The 18,128-nt window shown below is 31.7% G+C and carries 15 protein-coding genes; 9 read left to right on the top strand and 6 right to left on the bottom strand.

Translation table 11 applies throughout. The features are described 5' to 3' along the window. Nucleotides 1–9 precede the first annotated feature (9 nt). Nucleotides 10–717: a dipeptidase PepE gene (gene pepE / locus DPIF8902391_RS10835; RefSeq protein WP_172505831.1), complete on the top strand. Its 708-nt coding sequence runs from the start codon at nucleotides 10–12 to the stop codon at nucleotides 715–717. Between the two features lie 203 nt (nucleotides 718–920). On the opposite strand, the gene folD is transcribed toward pepE, so the two are convergent. The 5 genes from folD to DPIF8902391_RS10810 form a co-directional block, all read right to left on the bottom strand. After that, the gene (gene folD / locus DPIF8902391_RS10830) at nucleotides 921–1,796 is read right to left on the bottom strand and encodes a bifunctional methylenetetrahydrofolate dehydrogenase/methenyltetrahydrofolate cyclohydrolase FolD (RefSeq protein WP_058885162.1); all 876 of its coding nucleotides are present in this window, start codon (nucleotides 1,794–1,796) and stop codon (nucleotides 921–923) included. A gap of 81 nt (nucleotides 1,797–1,877) precedes the next feature. Continuing rightward, nucleotides 1,878–3,206: a signal recognition particle protein gene (ffh, locus tag DPIF8902391_RS10825; RefSeq protein WP_058885161.1), complete on the bottom strand. Its 1,329-nt coding sequence runs from the start codon at nucleotides 3,204–3,206 to the stop codon at nucleotides 1,878–1,880. A gap of 262 nt (nucleotides 3,207–3,468) precedes the next feature. Further along, the gene (locus tag DPIF8902391_RS10820) at nucleotides 3,469–5,919 is read right to left on the bottom strand and encodes a TonB-dependent receptor plug domain-containing protein (RefSeq protein ID WP_244951350.1); all 2,451 of its coding nucleotides are present in this window, start codon (nucleotides 5,917–5,919) and stop codon (nucleotides 3,469–3,471) included. Nucleotides 5,920–6,146: 227 nt separating this feature from the next. After that, nucleotides 6,147–7,136 (bottom strand): FecR family protein, encoded by a 990-nt coding sequence (locus tag DPIF8902391_RS10815; protein ID WP_172505830.1) that lies wholly within the window; start codon nucleotides 7,134–7,136, stop codon nucleotides 6,147–6,149. 75 nt (nucleotides 7,137–7,211) lie between these two features. Then, on the bottom strand, nucleotides 7,212–7,778 hold the full coding sequence (locus tag DPIF8902391_RS10810; protein WP_172505829.1) for an RNA polymerase sigma factor: 567 nt from the start codon (nucleotides 7,776–7,778) through the stop codon (nucleotides 7,212–7,214). Between the two features lie 174 nt (nucleotides 7,779–7,952). Here DPIF8902391_RS10810 and ychF point away from each other — a divergent pair, with 174 nt between their 5' ends. The 6 genes from ychF (at nucleotide 7,953) to DPIF8902391_RS10780 (ending at nucleotide 13,434) form a co-directional block, all read left to right on the top strand. Then, a complete protein-coding gene (gene ychF / locus DPIF8902391_RS10805; protein ID WP_172505828.1) occupies nucleotides 7,953–9,044 on the top strand; it encodes a redox-regulated ATPase YchF in 1,092 nt (363 codons plus the stop codon). Nucleotides 9,045–9,233: 189 nt separating this feature from the next. Next, nucleotides 9,234–9,905 carry a DUF2461 domain-containing protein gene (locus DPIF8902391_RS10800; protein ID WP_172505827.1) on the top strand — a complete coding sequence of 224 codons (672 nt, stop codon included), beginning with the start codon at nucleotides 9,234–9,236 and terminating at the stop codon, nucleotides 9,903–9,905. A 522-nt stretch (nucleotides 9,906–10,427) separates the two neighbouring features. Then, on the top strand, nucleotides 10,428–10,820 hold the full coding sequence (locus tag DPIF8902391_RS10795) for an acyl-CoA thioesterase (RefSeq protein ID WP_058885155.1): 393 nt from the start codon (nucleotides 10,428–10,430) through the stop codon (nucleotides 10,818–10,820). 31 nt (nucleotides 10,821–10,851) lie between these two features. Beyond that, complete coding sequence (locus DPIF8902391_RS10790) at nucleotides 10,852–11,970, top strand: DEAD/DEAH box helicase (RefSeq protein WP_058885154.1); 1,119 nt, start codon at nucleotides 10,852–10,854, stop codon at nucleotides 11,968–11,970. A 12-nt stretch (nucleotides 11,971–11,982) separates the two neighbouring features. Continuing rightward, entirely contained in the window at nucleotides 11,983–12,609 is a 627-nt protein-coding gene (locus DPIF8902391_RS10785) for a trimeric intracellular cation channel family protein (RefSeq protein WP_172505826.1), read from the top strand. A 39-nt stretch (nucleotides 12,610–12,648) separates the two neighbouring features. Beyond that, nucleotides 12,649–13,434, top strand: a complete 786-nt coding sequence (locus DPIF8902391_RS10780) for a LysM peptidoglycan-binding domain-containing protein (RefSeq protein ID WP_058885152.1) — start codon at nucleotides 12,649–12,651, stop codon at nucleotides 13,432–13,434. 76 nt (nucleotides 13,435–13,510) lie between these two features. On the opposite strand, the gene DPIF8902391_RS10775 is transcribed toward DPIF8902391_RS10780, so the two are convergent. After that, nucleotides 13,511–14,722: an RsmB/NOP family class I SAM-dependent RNA methyltransferase gene (locus DPIF8902391_RS10775; RefSeq protein WP_058885151.1), complete on the bottom strand. Its 1,212-nt coding sequence runs from the start codon at nucleotides 14,720–14,722 to the stop codon at nucleotides 13,511–13,513. A 240-nt stretch (nucleotides 14,723–14,962) separates the two neighbouring features. Between DPIF8902391_RS10775 and DPIF8902391_RS10770 the strand changes: the two genes are divergently transcribed. Continuing rightward, complete coding sequence (locus DPIF8902391_RS10770) at nucleotides 14,963–15,493, top strand: hypothetical protein (protein ID WP_172505825.1); 531 nt, start codon at nucleotides 14,963–14,965, stop codon at nucleotides 15,491–15,493. A gap of 10 nt (nucleotides 15,494–15,503) precedes the next feature. Then, nucleotides 15,504–18,068, top strand: a complete 2,565-nt coding sequence (locus DPIF8902391_RS10765) for a DEAD/DEAH box helicase (protein WP_172505824.1) — start codon at nucleotides 15,504–15,506, stop codon at nucleotides 18,066–18,068. Nucleotides 18,069–18,128: the final 60 nt, after the last annotated feature.

Raw genomic sequence — 18,128 nt, 5'->3', positions numbered from 1 at the left:
ATTTGACCTATGAAAAACATGATAATAGCAAGTACATCGACTGTTCACGCAAGTGGATATTTAGAATATATAACCGCAACACTGATTAATTTATTTAAAGATACCGACACTATTTTATTTATTCCCTACGCACGCCCTGGTGGAATTACCTATGACCAATATACCGATATTGCCAAAAAATATTTTGCAAAGCTTGATAAAAAAGTAAAAGGAATCCATGAATTTGAAAATCCGAAGGAAGCTTTAAAAGTAGCAAAAGGAATTTTTACAGGAGGCGGAAACACTTTTGAATTGGTAAATCAATTATATAAAAATGATATAATTGACACTTTAAAAAATGTTGTAGAAAACGGAACAGCTTATTTAGGAACCAGTGCAGGAAGTAATATTTGTGGCGTAACGATGATGAATACCAACGATATGCCTATTGTATATCCGCCGAGTTTTAACACCTTAAATTTGATTCCTTTTAATATTAACGCGCATTATTTAGATCCTATAAAAAACTCAACTCATATGGGTGAGACTCGTGAAACTCGTATCAAAGAATACCATGTTTTTAATGAAACACCCGTTTTAGGATTGCGTGAAGGAAGTTGGTTAGCGGTAACAGGAGATGAAATTGTTTTAAAAGGAACTTTATCGGCACGTTTGTTTCAAAAAGATAAAGAACCAATAGATTTACCTACAGGAAAAGGGTTAAATAGTTTTTTTTAATAAATTATAAGAGCCTGTTTAAAAATTAAATAAAGACTAAATTCAGGTTGACGTATGCGATTTCTTATTTTTATGTCATATTTTTTTTCAAATGAAATTTAAACAGGCTCTAAATTATAAATAAAAATCCCGCTTAGTAAATAAGCGGGATTTTATTATATATCAAAAAATAGTTTAAAAAAACACTATTTTTTATAATTTTATTATGAATTTCTATGGCAAGCTAACAAGGTGTTTTTTAATAACATTGCAATAGTCATAGGACCAACACCGCCAGGAACAGGCGTTATAAATGCTGATTTTTTTGAAACTTCATCAAAAGCAACATCACCAACCAAGCGGAAACCGTTCTTTTTAGACGAATCGGCAACACGGGTAATTCCTACATCAATTACCGTTACATTTTCCTTTACCATATCAGCCTTTAAAAATTCAGGAATTCCTAAAGCAGCAATAATAATATCAGCCTGTAAGGTAATTTCTTTTAAATTTTTAGTTCTACTATGTGTTAAAGTAACAGTCGCGTTTCCAACGCTTCTTTTTTGAGATAATAAAATACTCATTGGGCTACCAACAATATGACTACGCCCAATAACTACGACGTTTTTACCAGAAGTTTCTACCTTATAGCGGTCTAATAATTCTAAAATTCCAAAAGGAGTTGCTGAAATAAAAGTAGGTAAATTTAATGCCATTTTACCAACATTCGTTGGATGAAAACCATCCACATCTTTGTCGGGGTTTATTGCCATCAATACTTTTTGTTCATTAATATGATCGGGTAGTGGTAATTGCACTATAAAACCATCAATATCATTATCAATGTTTAAAATAGCAATTTCATTTAATAATTCTTCTTCTGTGATATCTTCTGATAATCGAATTAAAGAAGATTCAAAACCGACACGATCACAGGCTTTTACTTTTGCATTAACGTAGGTTAAACTTGCGCCATCGTTACCAACTATAATAGCAGCTAAATGAGGGGTTTTTTTATCCTGATTTTTTAAATCTAATACATCAATAGCAATTTCTTCTTTAATATCTGCTGATGTTTTCTTACCGTCTAGTAAAATCATTTTGTAGAGTGTTGTTGTTAATAATTATATCTAAATAAAAAGAGAAGCCACGGCTTCTCTTTTTAATATATTGTATTTTAATTATTTCATGTTTTGCATCATTTGCATCATCTTTTTTCCGCCACCACCTTGCATCATTTTCATCATTTTGCTCATTTGGTTAAACTGCTTCATCAATTGGTTTATTTCTTGAATTGATGTTCCAGAACCTTTTGCAATTCGTTTTTTACGACTCGCATTAATAGTCGAAGGTGTACTTCTTTCTAGCGGAGTCATTGATTGAATAATTGCTTCAATCCCTGTAAAAGCGCCTTCATCAATATCGACATCTTTTAAGGCTTTACCCGCCCCAGGAATCATTCCAACTAAATCTTTCATGCTACCCATCTTTTTGATTTGTTGAATTTGACTTAAAAAGTCATCAAAACCAAATTGATCTTTTGCAATTTTTTTCTGAAGTTTTCTAGCTTCATCTTCATCGTATTGCTCTTGGGCACGTTCTACTAATGAGATAACATCTCCCATTCCTAAAATACGATCTGCCATACGATCGGGGTGAAAAATATCAATAGCATCCATCTTTTCACCAGTACCAATAAACTTAATCGGTTTATTTACGACTGATTTAATCGATAATGCAGCTCCACCACGAGTATCACCGTCTAATTTTGTTAGTACAACACCATCAAAATTTAAAATATCGTTAAAGGCTTTTGCGGTGTTTACAGCATCTTGCCCTGTCATTGAATCTACTACAAATAACGTTTCCTGCGGATTAACAGCTTTATGAATGTTTGAAATTTCATCCATCATTTCTGTATCAACAGCCAAACGACCAGCGGTATCAATAATTACGACATTTTTCCCCGTTGCTTTTGCATGCTTAATAGCATTTTGAGAAATTTCAATCGGGTTTTTATTGTCAACCTCGGCATAAACTTCAACACCAATTTGCTCACCAACAACTTGTAACTGATTAATAGCGGCAGGACGATACACATCACAACCTACTAATAATACTTCTTTCGACTTTTTAGTTTTTAAGAAGTTTGCTAATTTACCTGAAAAAGTAGTTTTACCAGATCCTTGTAAACCAGACATTAGGATAACGCTCATTGAACCTCCTAAATTAATACCAACAGTGTCACCACCCATTAAATCGGTTAATTCATCTTTAACTAATTTAACCATTAATTGCCCTGGGTTTAACGTAGTTAATACGTCTTGTCCTATGGCTTTTTGCTGTACTCTTTTAGTAAATTCTTTGGCGATTTTAAAATTAACATCGGCATCTAATAAAGCTCTACGAACTTCTTTTAGTGTTTCGGCAACGTTAACTTCTGTAATCTTTCCGTGTCCTTTAAGCGTATGTAACGCTTTATCTAACTTTTCACTTAAATTATTAAACATGTATCGGCTTCATTTTTAGAGCTACAAATATAATAATTTAGTTGTTAGGACTATGGTTTTTTAAGAGCAGTTTGTTCGATTTTGTTCAATTTGTTGCTTTTTATTTAAATTAAAATAACTTTTATAAGCAATGTAGTTTGTATTTTTAATAAAAGCAGCAAATTCCTAGCCCCGATTGTAGCAATTGTTTGAGCTCCTTTTTTGATTTTTTTTCAAAAAAGAGCGAGTGCGGAAAGCGGGAAATAGCTTCAAATAATTTTTTTTAAAAAGAAAATTGAACTTTAGAGTAGTAAAAAGCACCGCTAGTACCCATTTGAGTAGCATCCCAAACGCCGCCGCTATCGGTATATTTATCTTGAATTGTTGGATAGATATTAAAAATATTGGTAGCGCCTGTTTGTACAATTATATTTTTAAAAAGATGGTATTGAAATTGTAGGTCAACCGTGTATTTTGGAAGGTAAATATCGTTATTCATTTTCCAGTCAATTAATGTAACACCGCTAAACCTAGTAATATTTGTGTTGATATTGATTTTTTCTTTTTGGTAATTAAAATTTAAGATAAATTTATTTTTAGGGGCAGAGGCTAGTAAAAAATGACGCTCTCGAAGCCCAAAAAAAGTTTCTTTATCGAGGTTTTTATGCGCTATTTTATCTATTTTCATCGTATTGATGTTTCCAAATAAATTTATTGAAATTTTAGCGGTATTAAACTTTTTAAACCAATTTATTTTTACATCTAAACCGCGGGTAGTGCTGTGTACGCCGTTGGCAAAAAATTGAATATTTTGGGCAGGTAAATTTAAGGGAGCAGCATTAAAATTACCACTTAATATAATTCGGTCTTTTATTGATATTAAATAAGCATCAAGATTAACAATAAAATTATATTTAGGAGTATAAGCAATTCCAAAGCTCGTATTTTTAGTTTTTTCCTCTTTTAATTTATCGACTCCAAATGTGCGGGAAATAGGGCTGTTATTGGCAATAAGTACCGATTCGCTAGGAGTATTTCCGATGTAATTTGTAAACGAAAAATTATAATAAACCTGTGCCAACGAAGGTGCTCTAAAGCCTGTGCTAAAAGAAGTTCTTAAGTTAAGTGTGGGCAAAAGTTTAATTCTGCTAGCTAATTTATAATTAATGGCATTGCCAAAATCGGTATAATGTTCATATCTGAAAGCGGTGGCAAGCATCCATTTTTTGGTGAAATCTACTTCAGAATCTAGGTAGAAACTTAAATTGTTACGGCTTTTTTGTAGCTCATTTTTAGGTGAATACCCAGGAAATCCTTGCGATGCCCCAGGTCTTATTTTCGTGTTTAAAGTAACTAATTTTTCCTTTAATGTTAAAGGAGTAACTAAATTACCCTGTGTGTCGTAGGAACTATAAGAGGCTTGTTCGCCTGAAAAAATTTGATATTTTTCTAGCCGATGCTCTGTTCCAAAGGCAATATTAATTCCTTTAAAAAATGTAGGAACGTTTTTAGAAAAATCAATACTTGTGGTATTTTGACTCAATAAATGACCGCCTGCATTAAAGGTTTTAGGCGATTTTTCTAACAAGGTAGCATTTAAGGTGTTTTTAATAAAATAGTGAAAATTGTTTATTCCAAAGGTGTTATTAACATCAATATTCCAATTATTGTGGGTTAATTTTAAACCTGTAGAAAAAGATTTATCTGAAATTTTGGCTGTTATTAAAGGGTCAAAACCTTTCGGGTAAAGCGCTGTTATATTTCGTTCGCTATCCGTTTTTCGTGAAAATGCATAGGCAGCAGTGTTTTTAAAATGATATCCGCCGTTTGCATAGAACACTAAATTTTTAGCAATAGGGATTTCTGAGTTAAAAAAGCTACTTGTTTTTTTTATAGCGGCATCGCCATATTTTCTTCTAATATCGGTTCCTAATCTGCTGGTTTGGTCTTTTGATAAAAAATCTGACGAAATATTTAAAAATCCTTTATTAAATAATTTAGTGCCGTAATTAATAGCAATTTTATAGGTAAAACCATCAATATGACCATCAATATTATTTGTAGCATTGGTGTTTTTACTAGCGTTATTAAAACCAAGAGTTGTCTGTACGTTTAGTGAATTAGAATCGTTTTTTAAGAGGATATTTATAACCCCCGCAATAGCATCAGAACCGTATTGTGCCGATGCGCCATCTTTTAAAATTTCAATTTTTTTAATCGCCGATACAGGAATGGCGTTTAAATCGGTACCTGAATTTCCTCTTCCACGAGTTCCGTGTAAATTAATAAGCGATGCTTGATGCCTTCTTTTTCCGTTAATAAGTACCAAAGTTTGGTCGGGCCCTAAACCTCTGTACGTGGCAGGAATACTGTGGTCAGCGCCATCGGCACCAGATTGTTTGTTGGCATTAAAAGAAGGAATGTTTTTTTGTAAAAAGTCATTGATTTCTAGCAAACTGCTTTTTGAGGCTATTTTATTTAAATTGATAATATCAGTAGCAATAGCAGCATCTTTTGTTGCTCTAAGATTATTTCGAGAACCAGTAACTAACACTTCGTCAAGCTGTAAATTAGCTTTTAACGTGGTGGTTGTTTTTTTATCCGAAGTAAAAATACGTTGCGGTTTTGTAGCATATAATACATAATAATTATTGCCTAGTGCATCAATATTTAACGGTGTGATTTTTTTTAAAAGATGTAATGATTCTTTTAAAGATAGCGTTTTAAAAGGCACTTTTTTAAAAGTAAAATTGCTTAAAATCTGTGGATTGTAAGTAAAGTGTACGGAGTGTTTGTCGCTTAAATAAGTTAGTAATTGAGCAAGCGAAAGGCTATCTTTTTTATTAATGTTATTTTGACCACAAAGCGAAAGCGTCGTAAAAAAACATAAAAACCAAAAGAGGATTATGTTTATTGATATACTTTTTTTTAAAGAGACAGATTGTTTGATAAAATGAAAAATTACTTTTTAGAAACAACTAATTTAGTGTTTTCTTTTCTAATGTGAATATTAGCAGCCTTTTCAATCGCTTTTAAACAAATAGATAAGTTTCTTGTTGGTATACTTCCTGAAATTAACGTGTTTTTAATCGCAGTATTTTTAAAGAGAATTTTATAGCCGTAAGTATCAGCAACCTTTTTAAATACCTCGGATAGTGTTGCGTTGTTAAATGTGAAGTATCCATTTTTCCAGGAAGTATTTTCAGAAGCATTTACTTGTGTACGTGTTTCTAAAAATTGCTGTTTTTGGGCAGAATAAGAAATAAAATCACCGGGAAGCATTTTTTTAGCAGTGCCATTTTTTAAGTCGAGCCATATATTTCCTTCTTCTAAAAACACCTGTGTCTTTTTTTTATTAGAATTTACATTAAACTTTGTACCATAAACTTCAATTTTTAAGGCATTTGTACAAACCCAAAATTTGGCATTGCTAGTTTCTTTTTTAGTAATATTAAAATACGCTTCTCCTTGTAGTTTAATTTTTCGTGGAGCATCTTTTGAATAAGAAATAGATGAATTGGCATTTAGAGTAACCAAACTACCATCTTGAAGTTTAACCTGTAAAACTTCACCAAAACCACTATTATAGGTTGTAGTAGGGTTGTTAAAACTATAAAAACCGATGCCTATAAAAAGTGCAATACTAGCGGCAATACCAAGCCATAACAGTTTACTAACAGCAGTGTTTTTATTGGTTTGTTGTTTTTCTAAAATTTTAGCTTCAAAAGTATTCCAAGCAAGGTTTACTTGTTTGGTATCAATAGGATTTTCTTTAAATTGAATCCCTATAATAATTGCTTTAGCTTCTTGGGCGAGTTCTTTTTTATCGGCATTATTTTTTAGCCAATATTCCCAAAAAGAAACATCGCTTAGGTTTGAATTTAAAGCCCAATTTTTAAACGAAGTATCTTTTAAAAAATCGGTAATGTTATGGTATGTTTTGTGTGTCATTTTGCAATAGTGCCAAAGAAATATACTATTAGAAGTAATTTACTAAAATTATATACTCTTTTTAAGATTGCAAATTTAAGCATTAAATAATTGTAAAATTAAAACGTCTTCGCGCAATCGTTTTATAGCTTTATGAATATGATTAAGTACACTTTGGTAGTTAATATCCATAATTTCGGCTATTTCAGGTGTTTTTAGGTTGCAATTATATTTTAAATACAATACTTCTCGTTGTTTTTTAGAAAGTTTATTTAACGAAGCTGTTAAATTTTTGTTTCTAAAAACCGTTGCTTCTTGATGCGTAAGAAATTCTTCAGGGGTAAAATGAATATCAACAATAAGTTGGTTTATATCTCGAACAAGTTTATTTTTTTGATTTTTTTGAAGAACTTTAATTAAAAACCTTCGGTAAGAAACAAATAGATAAGGCGCAATTTTGGTTAAATCGCTTAAGTTTTCACGATGTTCATATACATAGATAAAAAAATCTTGAAGAGAATCTTCGGTAATTATTTTATTTCCTGAAATTTTTAGACCGTATTTAAATAAAGGCTCGTAATGGTTTTTAAAAAGCGCTTCAAAAGCAATTAAATCACCTTCTTTTAATGATTTCCATAAAATTTCGTCAGACAATTTTTTCATAAAGAAGGCTTGATATTTAGGTTAATACGTTTTAAATGTAGTGAAAAATATTTTAATCAATTTTTATTTCGTTTTAAAAAAGTCAATTCAACTTTAAATAAACGGTTAAAATTGAAAGCAAACAAGTATATTTGCAAACGCAAATTTTCAATAAAAACAATACATAATAATAGTATGAAAGCCGGAATTGTAGGATTACCAAACGTAGGAAAATCAACATTATTTAACTGTTTATCAAACGCAAAAGCGCAAAGTGCCAACTTTCCATTTTGTACGATAGAACCTAATATTGGTGTGGTAAACGTACCAGACCCACGAATTCAGGTTTTAGAAGGTATGGTAAACCCAGAAAGAGTAATGCCTGCAACGGTTGAAATAGTAGATATTGCTGGTTTAGTAAAAGGAGCAAGTAAAGGAGAAGGTTTAGGGAACCAATTTTTAGCAAATATTAGAGAAACAGACGCTATTATTCACGTATTACGTTGTTTTGATAATGAAAATATTATTCACGTTGATGCTTCTATTGATCCTATTAGAGACAAAGAAACCATTGATATTGAGTTACAATTAAAAGATTTAGAAACCGTTCAAAAACGTTTAGAGCGTGTAAAAAGAACGGCTAAAACTGGTAATAAAGAAGCGCAAATAGAATTAGAAATTTTATTAAAAGTCGAAGAAACTTTATTACAAGGAGTATCAGTAAGAGCCATTGATTTTTCAGAAAAAGACCAAGAAATTGTAGCGAGTTTACAATTTATTACGGCAAAACCAGTATTATACGTTTGTAATGTTGATGAAGGATCGGCAGTAAACGGAAACGATTATGTAACCAAAGTAAGAGAGGCTGTAAAAGACGAAAACGCACAAGTAATTGTGTTAGCTGTAGGTACCGAAGCTGATATTACCGAGTTAGACGACTACGAAGAACGTGAAATGTTTTTAGCCGATATCGGTTTAAAAGAAGCAGGAGCATCGGTTTTAATTAGAGCCGCTTACAGGTTATTAAACCTACAAACTTACTTTACTGTAGGAGTAAAAGAAGTACGTGCTTGGACCATTAATATTGGCGATACTGCACCACAAGCAGCAGGTGTTATTCATACCGATTTCGAAAAAGGATTTATTAGAGCTGAGGTTACAAAATACAACGACTACATTACTTTAGGTGGTGAGCAAAAAGTAAAAGAAGCAGGTAAATTAGGGGTTGAAGGAAAGGAATATATTGTACAAGATGGCGATATTATGAACTTCAGATTTAACGTTTAATTTTTTAACTTTTAAAATAATAATTAGGGCGTTCGGGCGGGCTTTCACTACTCGCTTTTTTTAAATAGAAAAAATTTAAAAAAGAGCTCAAACAAGCCGTTCAATCCCTAACGCAAAACCAGAACGCTGTAGATTAATTCTGCAGCGTTTTTTTTGTATCTTATCAAACATAAAATAGCGTTAATAAATATGCAGGTAGATAAATCAATATTTCAATATTTAGAAAATTTAAAACAAAATAACAATAGAGATTGGTTTACCGATCAAAAACCACGTTTTGTTGAGGTTCAAAAAAGCGTAAAAGAGTTTTATGGAAAAGTAAGCGAAAACCTAGAAACACACGATGTTATTGATAAGTTTAAATTATTCCGAATTTATAGAGATGTTCGTTTTTCAAAAGATAAAACGCCGTATAAAACACATTTTTCAGGGTCATTTTCACGAAAAGGAAGTCATTTAAGAGGTGGTTATTATTTACAAATTGAACCAGGAAACAGTTTTCTAGCTGGTGGATTTTGGCAGCCCAATAAAGAGGATTTACTACGTATTAGAAAAGAAATTGAACTCGATGCTTCTGAGTTTAGAGAAATTTTAAACAACCCTGAGTTTGTAAAAAATTTCGGAACTAAATTTGAAGGCGATGAATTAAAATCGGCACCTAGAGGTTTTGATAAAAACCATCCTGATATTGATTTATTACGAAAAAAAGGCTTTATCGCTGTGCGTAATTTTACCGATAAAGAGGTGTTGTCTAATAATTTTTTATCAGAAATTGATACTTCTTATAAAGCGTTGCGACCTTTTTTTAATTTGATGAGCGACGTATTAACAACCAATTTAAACGGTGAAAGTTTACTTTAAAATCCTCAAAAGAAACAGACCTCACAGGTTTTTAAAACCTGTGAGGTCTAGGAGCTTGTTTAAATTTTTTCTACGATTTTTTTGATGATTTTTGTCAAGATTTTTGTCAATTCGAGTGATATTAATGACTAAAAAGAATTAAAATTATATCGATAATTTGAATTATTTTAGGCTAAAAAAGTTCTCGATACCATTTTTTTGAAGGAAAAAAACCACCCGAACTGACAGGTTGTTTTGAGTTTTTATAATAGAATGTAAGAATTTAAACAGGATTTAAAGAATTACAGGTTATAATCAAAAGAATCGAATGGCTTGAAATTAGTACAAATGCCTAGCCCCGATTGAAGCTTTGTTTGAGCTCTTTTTTGTTTTTCTTTTAAAAAACAAAAAAAGCGAGTGCGGAAAGCGGGAAATTGCTTCAAAAAATAATAATTTGCCTCGGTTATAATGTTACTGAAATAAAAATGTAATTAGAAAGAAAATTAAGTGGTATTTTAAGTAACATTCATGTAGTTTTGTTTTATGAATTTTTATGAAAAAATATATACTGTTACCACAAACGAAATTGATGAATACCAACATGTTAATAATGTAGTGTATGTACAATGGATGCAAGAGGTATCTGCCGCACACTGGTTATTGCTAATTAAAAATATTGCTAAACCTGATTATGTTTGGTTTGTAATTCGTCATGAAATTGATTACAAAAAACAAGCGGTTCTAGGCGATGAAATAAGTGTAAAAACATGGGTTGGTAAAACCGAAGGAATTCGTTCTGTTCGTCATTTTGAAATACACAAAGGCACTGATTTATTAGTGAAATCGGAAACTACCTTTTGTTTATTAGATGCAAAAACACAAAAACCAAAAAGAATAACTAAAGAAGTTACAAACGTACTTTTAGGAAAAAAATAAGCAATATCTTTGCATATTATATATAGAAATAATGACAACATTTACAGGGTTAGGAGTACAAAAGCAATACGTTGAAGGACTGAAGGAATTAGGGATTACAAAACCTACCGAAGTACAAGAAGCGGCAATACCATATTTATTGCAAAATAATGCTGATTTTATTGGGTTAGCGCAAACAGGAACGGGTAAAACTGCGGCTTATGGCTTGCCTGTTTTACATAAAATTGACGCTTCAAAAGATACGGTTCAAGCTTTGATTTTATCGCCAACAAGAGAATTGGTGCAGCAAATAAAAAAACAATTATTTAAGTTTACAAAATATGTAGATGATAAAATTTTTATAGAAGCTGTTTACGGTGGTGAAAAAATTGATCGTCAAATAAATAATTTAAAAAGAACGACACACGTAATTGTAGCTACTCCAGGGCGTTTAATCGATTTGATTGAAAGAGGTGAAGTAAATTTAAAAGATATCAATACTTTGGTACTTGACGAGGCTGACGAAATGCTAAGTATGGGGTTTAAGTTAGACTTAAATCGTATTTTAAAATACACTTCAGGTACTAGAAAAACATGGTTATTTTCGGCAACAATGCCCGATGAAATTAGAAATATCATCAAAAAATACATGGATTCATCGGCAAAACAAGTGGAGGTGAACAAAAATTCGTTGGTAAATGCTAATATTACGCATCAGTTTATACAAACGACTATTCCTGAAAAAGTAGATGTAATTGTAAAGTTTTTAGAAAAAAGACCTAGCGAAAGAGGTATCATTTTTGCTAGAACAAAAGCAGGTGTGCAAAAATTAACAAAATTGTTACAAGATGATGGTTTTTCGGTTGCCGCTTTAGAGGGTGATATGCAGCAAAGAGATCGTGAAAAGGTAATGCGTGCTTTTAAAAACGAGAGTCTTCAAATTTTAGTTTCTACAGATGTTGCTGCAAGAGGTATTGATGTACGAGATTTAGGTTTTGTAGTACACCATCAATTACCAGAACAATTAGAATATTACACACACCGAAGTGGAAGAACTGCAAGAGCAGGGAAAAAAGGTGTTTCTTTAGTATTAATTTTAAATAACGAAAGAAATAATATTAAAGAGGTGGAAAGAACATTACAGATAAAGTTTTCAGAAATTAATATTTAATTAGTATTTTCAGTGGATATTATTTACGCTCTTGATATTGCAGGAACATTTGCCTTTGCCATTAGTGGTGCTTTGGTGGCAATGAAAAAAGATTTTGATGTATTTGGTGTTGTTATTATCGCCTTTGTTACCGCTGTAGGTGGTGGTATGATACGAGATGTTTTGATTAACGCGCATCCTATAAATTGGATTAGTGACCTTAATTATATTTGGACAATTTTAACTGCCGTTGGTTTTACTTTTTTATTTAGAAGTAAAATAGCGCCACTACGTAAAACCATGTTTTTATTTGATACTATTGGTATTAGCGTATTTACTTTGTTGGGCTTAGAAAAAGGTTTATCGTATGATTTACATCCTTTTGTAGCCTTGGTTATGGGAATGGTTTCCGCAGTTTTTGGAGGTGTTCTTAGAGATGTGCTTACCCGAAAAGTTCCTTTAATATTTAAAAAAGAAATATACGCATCCGCTTGCCTAGCAGGTGGAGTCGTATATCTTATTTTAGAAGAATTTAAGATTAATAAAGACCTTCAGTTTGTAATACCAACACTGGTTGTTTTTTTAATAAGATCAATTGTAGTAAAGTATAAATTAGAATTACCAAAAATAAAAGCCGATGCTTTGGGTGAATTGGGGTAGTTTTAAAAAAAATGTTTTATCAAAATTAAAATAAACGAGATGAAGAAAGAATTTAGTTTAGTGTTTTTATTGTTTATAAGTATAACTGTTTTTTCACAAGATAAAAAATTACCAGCAGGATGGGATGTTATTAGCTTAGATAATAAAACAGCTTATATGAATTTAATTACAGGAAGTATTTCTAAAAAATATCCTACAAAAGCTGCGGTAAAACCTTCGGGGAAGCTAGCCTTTGATCCAACAATTACACATAAAGTAAAAAAAGGAGAAACATTAAGTACTATTTCAAGAAAATATGATGTAAAACTATCTAGGTTGTACCGATTAAATAGCATGACTAATTTCGATACCTTAAAAATAGGACAAGAAGTTGTAATTGGTTACGGGCAAAGTAAAGCAGAAAAAGTTGCTTTTTTTAAGAAAGTGAACTCTAAAACTCAGGTAGAAACAACGCCTAAACCGTTAGATAAACCAATTGCTAAAAATAAAGTAATAATAGCAAACAAAGCTAAGGTTAAAGCTGAAATAAAAACTAAAACGAGTTCTAAAGATACCCCTAAAACTAAAACGGCTTTAAATAAAGAATATGCAAAACGTTTTGCGCTTATTGTAGAAAAAGATCCTGTTGTTGAAAAGAAAGTTATAGCAAAAAAAGTAGCTGTTGTTACAGGTAAAAATGCGGTAGTTAAATATCATACTGTTACAGCAACAGAAACTTTATACGGAATTGCTTCTAAATATAAAATAGCTGTAAAAAAATTAAAAGAATTAAATAATATTAAAAATAATACGATTGCTATTGGACAAAAGTTGAAAATAAAATAATAATTCTTTATACATTAAAAAAGCTCGAAACTTTAAAGTTTCGAGCTTTTTTTAATGTATGAAATGTCGCAAAAAATTATTTTCTTACTAATTGTGCCATGTAAAAACCGTCAAATCCAAATTCATGGGCTAATACTTTATGGTCTTTTACAAAGGTAAAATCTTTTCCATCTTCCGATGCTAAAAACAGTTCAACTTGTTCTTGATTTTCCGAAGGTAACACAGAACAGGTAGCATATACTAATTTACCACCTGGTTTAACCATTCGTGAATAACGCTGTAAAACGTCTTGCTGAATTTCTTTGATATTATCAATAAATTCAGGTTGTAATTTCCATTTACTATCAGGGTTTCTACGTAAAACACCTAAACCAGAACAGGGTGCATCAATTAAAACTCTATCGGCTTTACCGTATAATTTTTTAATTACTTTGGTAGAATCAATTACTTTTAAATTGATATTACTAACACCATTTCTACGAGCTCTAATTTTTAACTTTCTCAATTTACTTTCGTAAATATCCATGGCAACAATTTGCCCTTTATTTTTCATTAATGCCGCTAAATGTAATGTTTTACCACCAGCACCCGCACAGGTATCAATAACTTTCATTCCTGGAGCAACATCTAAATAAGCCGCTACTAGTTGCGAAGAAGCATCTTGAACTTCAAAAAATCCTTTATGAAATGCTTCTGTTTTAAAAACATTGGCACGTTCTACTAAACGTAATGCATCGTCACAGCCTTCTATAAATTCTGTTTCAATACCTTCTTGTTGTAAATCTTTTTGTAAATGCTCTTTGGTTACGTTTAATGTATTGGTACGTAAAATAACATCGGCACGTTTGTTTAACGCCGCCATTTCTTTAGTCCAAACAGTTTCGCCTAATTCTTTAACACCTAATTCATCAATCCAATCAGGAATAGATTCTCTGTATTTTCTAATTTGAGAAAGTTCATCGAAACGTCCTTTGATTCGTCTTGTAGGCGTTTCTTCAATCTGATTCCAATCTGGTAATTTGATTCCTTTTAATACACACCAAACTACTAGCAAACGCCATAAATCTGGTCGTGAATATGGAGTTTTTACATCTGCAATTTCGGCGTATAAACGCTTCCATCGTACGATGTCATAAATAGTTTCGGCAACAAATTTTCTATCACGTGCGCCCCATCTTTTATCTCTTTTTAATGCCTTTTCAACAGCTTTATCGGCATATACGTCATCATTAAAAACGTCACGTAAACTGTCAATAACTGCGTAAACTAAATTTCTATGTAATCTCATTTGGTGAATTTATAGGCGCAAAGATAGTGGATTTTAATGGTTTTTTGTACTTTCGTTTTGAGTAAAAAATCATGCTAAAAAAGTAATAAATGAACAACTGATGCTAATTTTAATACTGTTTTTAATGTAACAGCTCAAGAAAACATCTTTGGAAAAGAAAATGAATTTCCAGCGAATTAAATAAGATATGTTTTTGGAGATAATGTAAAATTAAGAGAAGCTTCCAATAGTAACTCTAAGGTGATTTCATTATTAAAAATAGCATATAAAAATTCGATAGGTTTTATTTTAGGTGGGCTTATTTCTTTAGATAAAAAAGAAGTTGATAATTCTAAATATTTACTTTCTTTGAAAAAAGAAAATTCAGCCTATTATATAATAGTAAGAGTTGTTAATAAAGATAAACCGTATTTAGAAAATTCATCTTTATTAGGGCTTGAACAAGGTTTTTTAATGAAAACTTTTGATAATCAAGGTGTAGTGTCGATAGAAAACATGGCTTATATCGATTTTATGGTAGAATCATGTGGTTTTAACGGCGGAGGTTATTATTTGTTTAATGATGTAGAATTAACTCAAATAGGAGATGGAGGAAATTGGTTTGGAGAGGAATTAATTTTTCCGACAAATAAAAATGGTAAGGAAGGAGTCATTTTATATGAAAAAGAAATAGGAGATGTTTTAGACGAAAAAACAAACCATACCAAAATAATTATAGAAAAAAAAGAGTTAATTTGGAAAGGAAAAACATTTATTCAACATAAAGATTAGTTAGTATTTAATGAATTTAAATCACCCGATAACATATATAAAAGGCGTTAGTGTAGCGCGTGCCGAATTGTTAAATTCCGAATTAGGGATTAAAACCTGTAATGATTTATTACACCTTTTTCCGTTTCGTTATATTGATAAAACACAGTTTTATACGATTAACCAATTGGCTCAAAATACGGCTGAGGTTCAGGTAGTTGGTAAGATAACAGCGATTAAAGAAATTGAACAAAAACGAGGAAGTAGGCTAGTGGCAACTTTTTCTGATGGCACAGGTTTTTTAGATTTGGTGTGGTTTAAAGGTGCTAAATGGATAAAAAACAGCTTAAAAACCGATGTTCCGTATGTAATTTATGGAAAATTAAATTGGTATAACGGCAGGGCAAATATGCCACATCCAGAAATGGAAACAGTAAAAGAACACAAAAGTAATGTTCAAACAGCCATGCAACCCGTATATCCATCGACTGAAAAATTAGCCAATAGAGGAATTACTAATAAAATATTGCGGGGTTTTATTCAAGAACTTTTCAAAGAAATAGTTCAGCAAATAGAAGAAACATTACCTGATTATGTATCCGAAGAAAATAATTTATTAGCCAAAAAAGAAGCCTTACTAAATATCCATTTTCCTAAAAGTCAAGAATTATTAGCAAAAGCACAATATCGCTTAAAATTTGAAGAATTATTTTTTATTCAAATTCAATTATTACAGAAAAAACGCATCCGTAAATCAAAAATAAAAGGCGCTGTTTTTGAAAAAGTAGGTGAAAATTTCACTGATTTTTACACCAATAAATTACCTTTTGAATTGACAAATGCTCAAAAAAGAGTGTTAAAAGAAATCAGAATAGATGTGGGTTCGGGCAAACATATGAACCGTTTATTGCAAGGTGATGTTGGTTCAGGAAAAACAATTGTGGCGCTGTTAAGCATGTTAATTGCCATTGATAACGGCTATCAGGCAACTATTATGGCGCCAACTGAAATTTTAGCGATTCAACATTATAACGGAATTACGGAGCTTTTAGAAGGAACAACGATAAAAGTTGAATTATTAACAGGTTCAACCCGAATTAAAAAAAGACGTGAAATTCATACGAATTTAGAAGAGGGTTTAACGCATATTTTAGTAGGAACACACGCTGTTTTAGAAGATAAAGTCTGTTTTAAAAACTTAGGGATTGCTATTATTGATGAGCAACATCGCTTTGGTGTGGCACAGCGATCTAAATTATGGCAGAAAAATCAACCGCCTGCAATTCTGAATGAAAAAGGTAGAAATCTTCATCAAAAATATAAGGATGAAAATTCAGAGTCTTATCAATTAATTAAAGAAATCGCCTTTAAACGAAAAAATAAAACATCGAAAGCCGAAAGAGCCTTGTGGGAGGTTTTAAGCAGTAAACAAACAGGTTTTAAGTTCCGAAGATATTATATTATTGATGGATTTTTAATTGATTTTATCTGCCTAGAAAAAAAACTGATTATAGAGGTTATAGGAAAATATCACACGACCGAAAAACAGCAAGAAGCCATGAATTTGCGTACCGAAATTCTAACAGCATTCGGTTATAAAGTGGTTCGGTTAGGTGAAAATCAAATTCTAAATTCGTCTGAAAACAGCCTAAAAAATAGCCTTGAAAATAGACTAGATAAAACAACAAAAAGAATCATTGCAACTTTAAATAGTTTGCCTACGGTTTCAGTAAGAAAATCGGTTCCGCCACATGTTTTGGTGATGACTGCAACGCCAATTCCACGAACTTTAGCGATGTCGGTTTATGGTGATTTAGATATTTCGGTAATTGATGAATTACCGCCAGGGCGTAAGGAAATTAAAACGGTACATCGGTATGATAGCAATCGTTTATCGGTGTTTAAATTTTTAAAAGATGAGATAAACAAAGGGCGACAGGCGTATGTGGTGTATCCGTTAATTGAAGAGTCGCAAGCGATGGATTATAAAGATTTAATGGACGGTTACCATAGTATTGCTCGTGATTTTCCATCGCCAAAATATCAAATAAGCATCGTTCACGGAAAAATGAAACCTGCGGATAAGGAATTTGAAATGAATCGTTTTATAAAAGGCGAAACCCAAATAATGGTGGCAACAACGGTAATTGAAGTTGGTGTAAATGTGCCAAATGCGTCGGTAATGGTTATTGAAAGTGCCGAGCGTTTTGGCTTGAGTCAGTTGCATCAATTACGAGGTAGAGTTGGGCGTGGAGCGTCACAAAGTTATTGTATTTTATTGTCGAGTTTTAAATTATCATCCGATAGTAAAACCCGTTTGCAAACCATGGTTGATACTACCGACGGTTTTAAAATTGCCGAGGTAGATTTAAAACTTCGAGGTCCTGGAAATATTATGGGAACCCAACAGAGTGGTGTGTTAAACCTAAAAATTGCCGATGTGGTAAAAGATACGGCAATCCTACAAAAAGCCCGTCAAACCGCAATCGCTGTTTTAGAAAATGATGCAACTTTTTCTAAACCTGAAAATGCAAATCTATTGAAAGTCTATACGCAATTACAAAAATCAAACGGGCTTTGGAGTAATATTAGTTAAGAGGTTTTTAAAAATATAAAATTATTTAGGAATTAATAATGATGGCAATGGGCTAAAGCC

The organism is Tenacibaculum finnmarkense genomovar ulcerans (genome assembly GCF_900239495.1).
GTDB classification, from domain to species: domain Bacteria; phylum Bacteroidota; class Bacteroidia; order Flavobacteriales; family Flavobacteriaceae; genus Polaribacter; species Polaribacter ulcerans.
This window is presented reverse-complemented; position numbering and strand designations above follow the sequence as displayed.